This is a genomic window from Rickettsiales bacterium (assembly GCA_033762595.1).
Lineage (GTDB): Bacteria > Pseudomonadota > Alphaproteobacteria > Rickettsiales > UBA8987 > JANPLD01.
This window is the reverse complement of record JANRLM010000047.1, coordinates 1-6950: the sequence shown is the minus strand read 5'-3', so window position 1 is coordinate 6950 and position 6950 is coordinate 1. Positions and strand designations below refer to the sequence as shown.

Annotated in this window: 10 protein-coding genes; 6 read left to right on the top strand and 4 right to left on the bottom strand. The window is 35.2% G+C overall.

All coding sequences use genetic code 11. The annotated features are described in order from the left end of the window. Positions 1 to 146 precede the first annotated feature (146 nt). Entirely contained in the window at positions 147 to 620 is a 474-nt protein-coding gene (locus SFT90_03615) for a low molecular weight protein-tyrosine-phosphatase (GenBank protein ID MDX1949574.1), read from the top strand. Between the two features lie 94 nt (positions 621 to 714). On the opposite strand, the gene rplS is transcribed toward SFT90_03615, so the two are convergent. Further along, on the bottom strand, positions 715 to 1101 hold the full coding sequence (rplS, locus tag SFT90_03610) for a 50S ribosomal protein L19 (protein MDX1949573.1): 387 nt from the start codon (positions 1099 to 1101) through the stop codon (positions 715 to 717). 66 nt (positions 1102 to 1167) lie between these two features. Further along, positions 1168 to 1887: a tRNA (guanosine(37)-N1)-methyltransferase TrmD gene (trmD, locus tag SFT90_03605; protein ID MDX1949572.1), complete on the bottom strand. Its 720-nt coding sequence runs from the start codon at positions 1885 to 1887 to the stop codon at positions 1168 to 1170. A 244-nt stretch (positions 1888 to 2131) separates the two neighbouring features. Between trmD and rpsU the strand changes: the two genes are divergently transcribed. From rpsU to SFT90_03580, 5 genes are all read left to right on the top strand, one after another. Beyond that, complete coding sequence (rpsU, locus tag SFT90_03600; protein ID MDX1949571.1) at positions 2132 to 2323, top strand: 30S ribosomal protein S21; 192 nt, start codon at positions 2132 to 2134, stop codon at positions 2321 to 2323. 77 nt (positions 2324 to 2400) lie between these two features. Further along, the gene (gene ilvC, locus SFT90_03595) at positions 2401 to 3423 is read left to right on the top strand and encodes a ketol-acid reductoisomerase (GenBank protein ID MDX1949570.1); all 1023 of its coding nucleotides are present in this window, start codon (positions 2401 to 2403) and stop codon (positions 3421 to 3423) included. Positions 3424 to 3595: 172 nt separating this feature from the next. After that, a complete protein-coding gene (locus SFT90_03590) occupies positions 3596 to 4375 on the top strand; it encodes a TatD family hydrolase (GenBank protein MDX1949569.1) in 780 nt (259 codons plus the stop codon). 52 nt (positions 4376 to 4427) lie between these two features. Then, positions 4428 to 5462, top strand: a complete 1035-nt coding sequence (trpD, locus tag SFT90_03585; protein ID MDX1949568.1) for an anthranilate phosphoribosyltransferase — start codon at positions 4428 to 4430, stop codon at positions 5460 to 5462. A gap of 22 nt (positions 5463 to 5484) precedes the next feature. Next, positions 5485 to 5892 (top strand): Fur family transcriptional regulator, encoded by a 408-nt coding sequence (locus SFT90_03580; GenBank protein ID MDX1949567.1) that lies wholly within the window; start codon positions 5485 to 5487, stop codon positions 5890 to 5892. A gap of 1 nt (position 5893) precedes the next feature. Here the strand turns inward: SFT90_03580 and SFT90_03575 are convergent, their stop codons facing one another. Further along, on the bottom strand, positions 5894 to 6679 hold the full coding sequence (locus SFT90_03575) for a YbhB/YbcL family Raf kinase inhibitor-like protein (protein MDX1949566.1): 786 nt from the start codon (positions 6677 to 6679) through the stop codon (positions 5894 to 5896). Positions 6680 to 6683: 4 nt separating this feature from the next. After that, positions 6684 to 6950 (bottom strand): DUF4236 domain-containing protein (locus SFT90_03570; protein MDX1949565.1); only part of this gene is annotated, 267 nt, incomplete at its 5' end.

Sequence of the window (6950 nt, the reverse complement as noted above, 5' to 3'; positions counted from 1 at the left end):
TCAATTAAGCGGTTCGAGGTTTTTCCACTACGGACCACCACTAATTTAGAAAGTTTAGCTAAATCGCTTATCTAAAATTTTTTATAATTTGATTTTCTAACAATAAAATTTATTTTAGCTATTCATCATATATAAAAAAATTTTTGATGAAGAAGAAAATATTATTTGTTTGCCTTGGAAATATTTGCAGAAGCCCAACTGCACAGGGTATTTTTGAGCATTTCATAAAAAATAAAAATCTTGAACATAAAATTTCTGTTGATTCCGCCGGCACTTCTGGCTGGCATAAAGGCAGCCCACCAGATAGAAGATCTATAGAACACGCCGCTAATAGAGGATATGATTTAACTAGGCAAAAATCCAGACAAATAGAATTTTCAGATTTTTTTGAATTTGATTTAATTATTGCAATGGATAAGGCAAATTATGAAGATCTAAAGCAAGTTGCTCCTAGGGAAGAGAGGCACAAAATAAAGCTATTCCTGCGAGAATATGGCGATAATAAATTCATTCAAGAAGTTCCAGACCCTTATCATAAAGGCAGTGATGGTTTTGAGGAAGTTTTGGATCTCTTAGAATCAGCTTGCCTAAATCTTATAGAAGAACTTGAGAGGGAATAGATTAGTTACAACACTCCAAATAAAAACCCCGCAATAAATGCGGGGCAGTAAATAAAATTATAATATAACATCAATAAAAACTCAAACTATAAAACTAGTTTGAAGAATTATTGTCAGAAAAATCTAGTTTTTCAGCGATCCTTGAAGCTTTGCCAGTTAATTTTCTTAGGTAGTATAATTTAGCTCTACGAACAACGCCTTTTCTAACTAACTCAATAGATTCAACCTTAGGGCTGTAAATTGGGAAAACCCTCTCAACACCTTCTCCATTAGAAATTTTTCTAACTGTGCAAGATGAGTTAATTCCTCGGTTTCTAAGAGCAATACAAATACCTTGGTATGATTGAATACGCTCTTTATCTCCTTCAATAATTTTGAAATTAACTTTAATTGTATCACCCGCTTTGAATTCAGGTATCTTCTTAGTTTCTTTAATTGAGCTTAAATAATTAGCTTCAAATTGTTGCAATGCGTGTTTCATAAATCCTCGTTTTTCGCTTATTTGTTAATTAGTTGATTCGAATAAACGAAACAACGAAACAACAAATTAACCTTTATATTTCAGCCATAAATCTGGCCTGTTTTTCTGAGTTATCTTTTCCGCCTGCTCTAGCCGCCACTTGCGGATTTCCTTATGATTACCCGATTTTAATACTTCAGGAACTTGTATTCCTTGCCAAATATCAGGCCTAGTATAGTGCGGATATTCAAGCAAAAACTCACTTTCAGGCAAGCTAAAACTCTCCTCATCATGAGTATTTTGGTTGCCTATTACACCATTTAATTTACGAACGCAAGCATCAATTAACACTCCTGCTGCAATTTCTCCACCAGAGAGTATATAATCGCCAATAGAAACCTCTTGGAAACCATATTTATCTAACAATCTTTGGTCAACGCCTTCGTATCTACCGCATAAAATAGTTATATGTTGATGGTTGATAGTTGACGGTTTACTGATAAGGTTATCAATAAAACTCTGATTTAGGCTAACTCCGCGAGGACTAAGATAAATTGCAACACCTAAATTTCCATATTTTTCAATAGCATAATCAACAGATTTTGCTAGAATATCAGGCTTAAGAACCATTCCCGCACCGCCACCATAAGGGGTATCATCAACGCTATTATGAACATCATGTGTAAATGAGCGAGGGTTGATAGCTTCAAAGCTCCAAAGCCCTTTTTCCAAGGCCTTGCCAGCCAGCGCAAACCCATTCACACCTGGGAACATTTCAGGGAATAATGTAATAATATTAAAATGCATATTTTTATAATTAAACTTTCAAAATAATATATGTTTACATAAGTTAATTTTTTTACTCCAGTGTCACCCCGCATTTATTGCGGGGTTAACCATAAAACAGGCTCAAAACTTAAGCCTTAGAAGCACTTTCCTCAATTAACCCCGCAATAAATGCGGGGTGACAATCAAATAATGTTGACAAATATATAATCAAAGTGCATATAACAACCATTAATTCAAAAATTTTGAAGGCGGGTAAATAAAAATGGTTCAAGTTAATGTTCGTGATAACAATGTAGAGGCGGCTTTAAGAACGCTTAAAAAGAAACTTCAGAAAGAAGGCTTGTTTAAGGAAGTTAAGCAACGCAGATATTATGAAAAACCTTCTGAAAAGAAACTCAGAAAATCTGAAGAGGCACTTAAAAAGAACAGAAAATCAAATAGATACTTTGATTAATTAAAGTAAATTTACTCTAGAAGCCCCCTTGTCTTTTGGGGGCTTTTTTGTTTAACATTCAAACTAAATGGAGATTTATGAAAGTTTATTATGATGCAGATTGCGATTTTTCTTCAATCAAAAATAAAACAATAGCAATTATTGGATATGGCTCTCAAGGTCACGCTCACGCACAAAACCTGAAAGATAGTGGCGTTGCAAATGTAATTATAGGGCTTAGAGATGGCTCAAATACTGCATCTCGTGCGAAGCAAGCTGGCTTTGTGGTTAAAACGCCTGCGGAAGCTACAAAAGGTGCTGATGTAGTTATGTTACTTGCACCAGATGAACATCAAGGCGATATTTTTACTAATGATATTCAGCCTAACCTTAAAAAAGGTGCTTATCTTGCGTTTGCACACGGCTTAAATATTCACTTTGGGCTTATCAAGCCTGCAAATGATGTGAATGTTTTTATGGTTGCACCAAAAGGCCCTGGACATACGGTTAGAAGCGAATTCCAAAAAGGTGGCGGTGTGCCTTGCTTAATGGCGGTTCATCAAGATGCTTCTGGAGATACTAAAAAAATTGCACTTGCTTATGCTTCAGGCGTTGGTGGTGGTAAATCTGGCATTATTGAAACTAACTTCCGCGATGAGTGCGAAACTGATTTATTCGGTGAGCAAGCCGTTCTTTGTGGCGGTGCAACAGCACTTATCCAAGCTGGCTACGAAACTTTGGTTGAAGCTGGTTACCCTGCAGAAATGGCTTATTTTGAGTGCTTGCACGAACTTAAACTTATCGTTGATCTTATATATGAAGGCGGTTTAGCTAACATGAGATATTCAATTTCAAACACAGCAGAATGGGGTGATTTCTACACTGGCCCTAAAATTGTTGATGCTGCGACGAAAGAGAGAATGAAAGCTGCTCTTAAAGAAATCCAATCTGGTGAATTCACTAAGAAATATATTGCTGATGCTAAAGCTGGCTTTCCGCAACTTAAAAAGTGGAGAGAAGATTCAGTGAAACACCCAATTGAAACTATCGGCAAAAAACTTCGTGATATGATGCCTTGGATTGCTCGTAATAAAATTGTTAAAGAAACTCAGGCTGCTTAGGTTTTGGGTTCTGGATTCTAAGGTTATTTATATTAATAATCAAAATATTTTTCTTTCCCGCGGAAGCGGGAATCCATCTTAAGAATTTTGGATACCCGCTTTCGCGGGTATGAAAAGGTACTTGCTGTATCAAATATCTAATACACAATCCCCAAGCCCTAATCACCAATTTATGCTTGTAGATTCACATTGCCACTTAAATTTTCCAGAGCTGAAAGGTGATATTTCAGGTGCGATTTCTCGTGCAAAAAGTGCTGGAATTGGTTATATGCAAACCATCTGTACGCATTTAGCTGAATATGAAGAAGTCTATAAAATTGCGGAAGAAAACCAGAATGTTTTTGCTTCCTGCGGTATTCACCCTCACGAAGCTGATAAAGAACAAATAACAGCAGAAGAATTAATCAAGCTCTCAAACCGCCCAAAAACCATTGGTTTAGGTGAATGTGGGCTTGATTATTATTACAAAAATTCCGCCCCAGAAAATCAGAAGAAAAACTTTTTAGCGCATATTGAGGCATCAAGGCAAACTGGTCTTCCTGTAATAATTCACACTAGAGATGCTGAGGAAGATACTTATCAAATTCTAAAAACTGAAATGGAAAAAGGCTTCTTCCCTGCCCTGCTCCACTGCTTTACTGGCACTGCAGATTTAGCAAAAAAAGCCCTTGATCTAGGTTTATATATCTCAATTTCAGGAATTGTAACCTTCAAAGGGGCAAAAGATTTGCAGGAAGTTGTAAAAAATGTTATACCCTTAGAAAGGTTGTTGGTTGAGACGGACTCCCCTTTTTTAGCACCAATTCCGCATCGTGGCAAAAGCAATGAGCCAGCTTTCACAAGGAACACTGCAGAATTTATTGCGAATCTAAAAAATATTGAGTTTGAAAATCTTGCAAACAAAACGACAGAAAATTTTTTCAACCTTTTCAAAAAAGCTAAAAGAATTTAGTTTCCTTTTTCAAAATAAAATTGCTAAATAAATTAATTACAAAAACATTTTTATGTCCCTAATACAAAATGCAATTGAAAAATTATCCTGTGGTATAGGCCTTGAGGAAGTTGAAACGCAAGATTTATTCCTCGCGATTATAAATGGCGGGGTTACGCCAGCACAAATTGCATCAATTTTAACTGCACTTAGAGTTAAGGGAGAATCCCCAATTGAATTAATTGGAGCTACAAAAGTAATGCGTGCCAAAATGCAAAAGCTTCAAATTGATAAAAATCTGCAAGAAAAAATCATTGATACCTGTGGAACAGGCGGTGATAACAAAGGAACTTATAATATTTCAACTGCTGTTGCGATTGTAGTTTCAAGCTGTGGCGTGCCGGTTGCAAAGCACGGCAACCGCTCTGTTTCATCTCTCACTGGTTCAGCCGATGTTCTTAAAGAGCTTGATGTGAATATTGAATTAACACCTGAGCAATCGGCTTCCTGCCTTGAGCAAATTGGGCTTTGCTTTCTTTTTGCACCTTTATATCATAAGGCTTTGGCTTCAGTTTCTTCAATTAGAAAGGAACTTGGGATTAAAACCATTTTTAATTTGCTTGGACCACTCTCAAACCCAGCACAACCAGTGAGACAGATGATGGGAGTTTTTGCAAGAAAATTTTTGCCAATAATCGCTGAAGCTGGCAAAGAACTTGGCTATAAGCATTTAGTAATAGTTCATGGCAAAGATGGTAGCGATGAAATTTCAATTACCGGTTCAACTTATGTTTGCGAATTAATTGACGGAAAAATTTCTTCATATGAAATTAATCCGCAAGATTTTGGGTTAAAAGTTTACAACGAAGATGAAATAATTGGCGGAAATTCTGAAACAAATGCAAAAGCATTAAGGGATTGCTTAAAAGGAATTGAGGGGGCTTATTTAGATTCCGTCTTGATAAATTCTGCTATGGCATTAAAAGTTTCAGGCAGGGTTGAAAATTTAGAAGAAGGAATTAAAATTGCCTTAGCAAGTATAAAATCTGGCAATGCACTAAAAAAACTAGATAGATTAGTTGAAATTTCAAATTCATTTTTAATATAATTTATTTTCTACAAAAAATTTTATGCCAAATTCTATAGTTCAAAAATGCCTTGAAAAAGGCTTGAAAATGACAGAGCAACGCAAGCTAATTGCAAAAATTATCGTCGAATCTAAAGATCACCCAGACACTGAAGAAGTTTATCGCAGAGCTTACGCAATTGATAATACAATCGGTATTGCCACCGTTTATCGCACAATTAGGCTGTTTCAAGAAAATGGAATTGTTGAAAAGCACGATTTTGGTGATGGCAAAGCTAGATATGAAGAATCCACTGAAGATCATCACGATCATATAATAAATATTAAAACTGGCGAAATTATTGAGTTTGTAAATGAAGAAATTGAAAAACTTCAAGAAAAAATCGCCAATGATTATGGCTATAATCTAGTTGGCCACAAACTAGAATTATATGTTGTTCCTAAAGTTTAGTCTAATTATTCCTAGTAAACATTCCAAATTGATAACCATATCCTATCGCGTTATCAGCAATTTTTTTGAAAACTTCTTTCGCCATAAATTGCTTTCCAACAACTATATCCTCAACCTTTAAGGCATAGACAACAAAAATATATCTGTGAACTTTTTCATCATTCCAAGGCGGACACATCCCATCCCAACCAATAAAATTTGCGTCTGGCTCATAAAATGCAGCATAATCATTTATAGCAAGCCTACCGAATTTAGGCTGTTGCTTAGCTTGCCCCCTGCCCTCACCTCTTTCAATTTTAGAAATATCTGCCGGAATATTAACCATTCCAAAGTGGAAAAAATTCTGCCTAGCCAGAGTAGCAGGAATTATTTTATCCTGTTTGTTAGCATCAGTAAAATCAGTTGGAACATCAGGATCTATAACAAAAACTGCAAAAGATTTAGTTCCCTCAGGAGCATTTTTCCAAGAAATTTCAGGGCGGATATTCTTTCCGTCTTTATCCTTACCTTCACAATAAGCAAAATCACTAGGCAATACTAAACCGTTTTCAAGATTTTCAACTTTTACATTAAATGATTTATCAAGCCCAAGGCTAACATCAAAACCTAGTTTATATTCTAACTTACTAAATGGCTTTTCTTCTACAACCATAGGTTTTTCTGAGGTTTCAGCTTTAGTAACAGCTTCTTTTTTTGAATTTATTTCCAACTCAGCAATTTTTTTATCCTTAAAAAATATTGCCAAACCAACCATAAAAATCAGAGTAAAAATAATAGTTTTTTTCATAAATTTAAGATGTAAAAATTATTAATAATATAGCAATTAAAGCTACGCCGATAAAAACATAGTTTAATTTTAATTTTTTGAATGAAAAATATTCACTATATCCAATTCCAGAGCCAACTTTGCCAATAGATGCACGAACCCCATCTTTACTGATATTTATTGCGGATCCTTTTTTTCCAAAAGTTAGTGATGCACCAGATTTGCTAAAATTTAGCTTTAATAATTTGGCAATTGGAACAATTTTTCTAAGCTTTAAGCCCATTTTAATTGG

What these genes read in the sequence shown, in the direction of transcription:
- SFT90_03615 (MDX1949574.1), top strand. Translation starts at nt 147, where the DNA reads ATGAAGAAGAAAATATTATTTGTTTGCCTTGGAAATATTTGCAGAAGC.
- rpsU (MDX1949571.1), top strand. Translation starts at nt 2,132, where the DNA reads ATGGTTCAAGTTAATGTTCGTGATAACAATGTAGAGGCGGCTTTAAGA.
- trmD (MDX1949572.1), bottom strand. Translation starts at nt 1,887, where the DNA reads ATGCATTTTAATATTATTACATTATTCCCTGAAATGTTCCCAGGTGTG.
- SFT90_03580 (MDX1949567.1), top strand. Translation starts at nt 5,485, where the DNA reads ATGCCAAATTCTATAGTTCAAAAATGCCTTGAAAAAGGCTTGAAAATG.
- rplS (MDX1949573.1), bottom strand. Translation starts at nt 1,101, where the DNA reads ATGAAACACGCATTGCAACAATTTGAAGCTAATTATTTAAGCTCAATT.
- SFT90_03575 (MDX1949566.1), bottom strand. Translation starts at nt 6,679, where the DNA reads ATGAAAAAAACTATTATTTTTACTCTGATTTTTATGGTTGGTTTGGCA.
- trpD (MDX1949568.1), top strand. Translation starts at nt 4,428, where the DNA reads ATGTCCCTAATACAAAATGCAATTGAAAAATTATCCTGTGGTATAGGC.
- ilvC (MDX1949570.1), top strand. Translation starts at nt 2,401, where the DNA reads ATGAAAGTTTATTATGATGCAGATTGCGATTTTTCTTCAATCAAAAAT.
- SFT90_03590 (MDX1949569.1), top strand. Translation starts at nt 3,596, where the DNA reads ATGCTTGTAGATTCACATTGCCACTTAAATTTTCCAGAGCTGAAAGGT.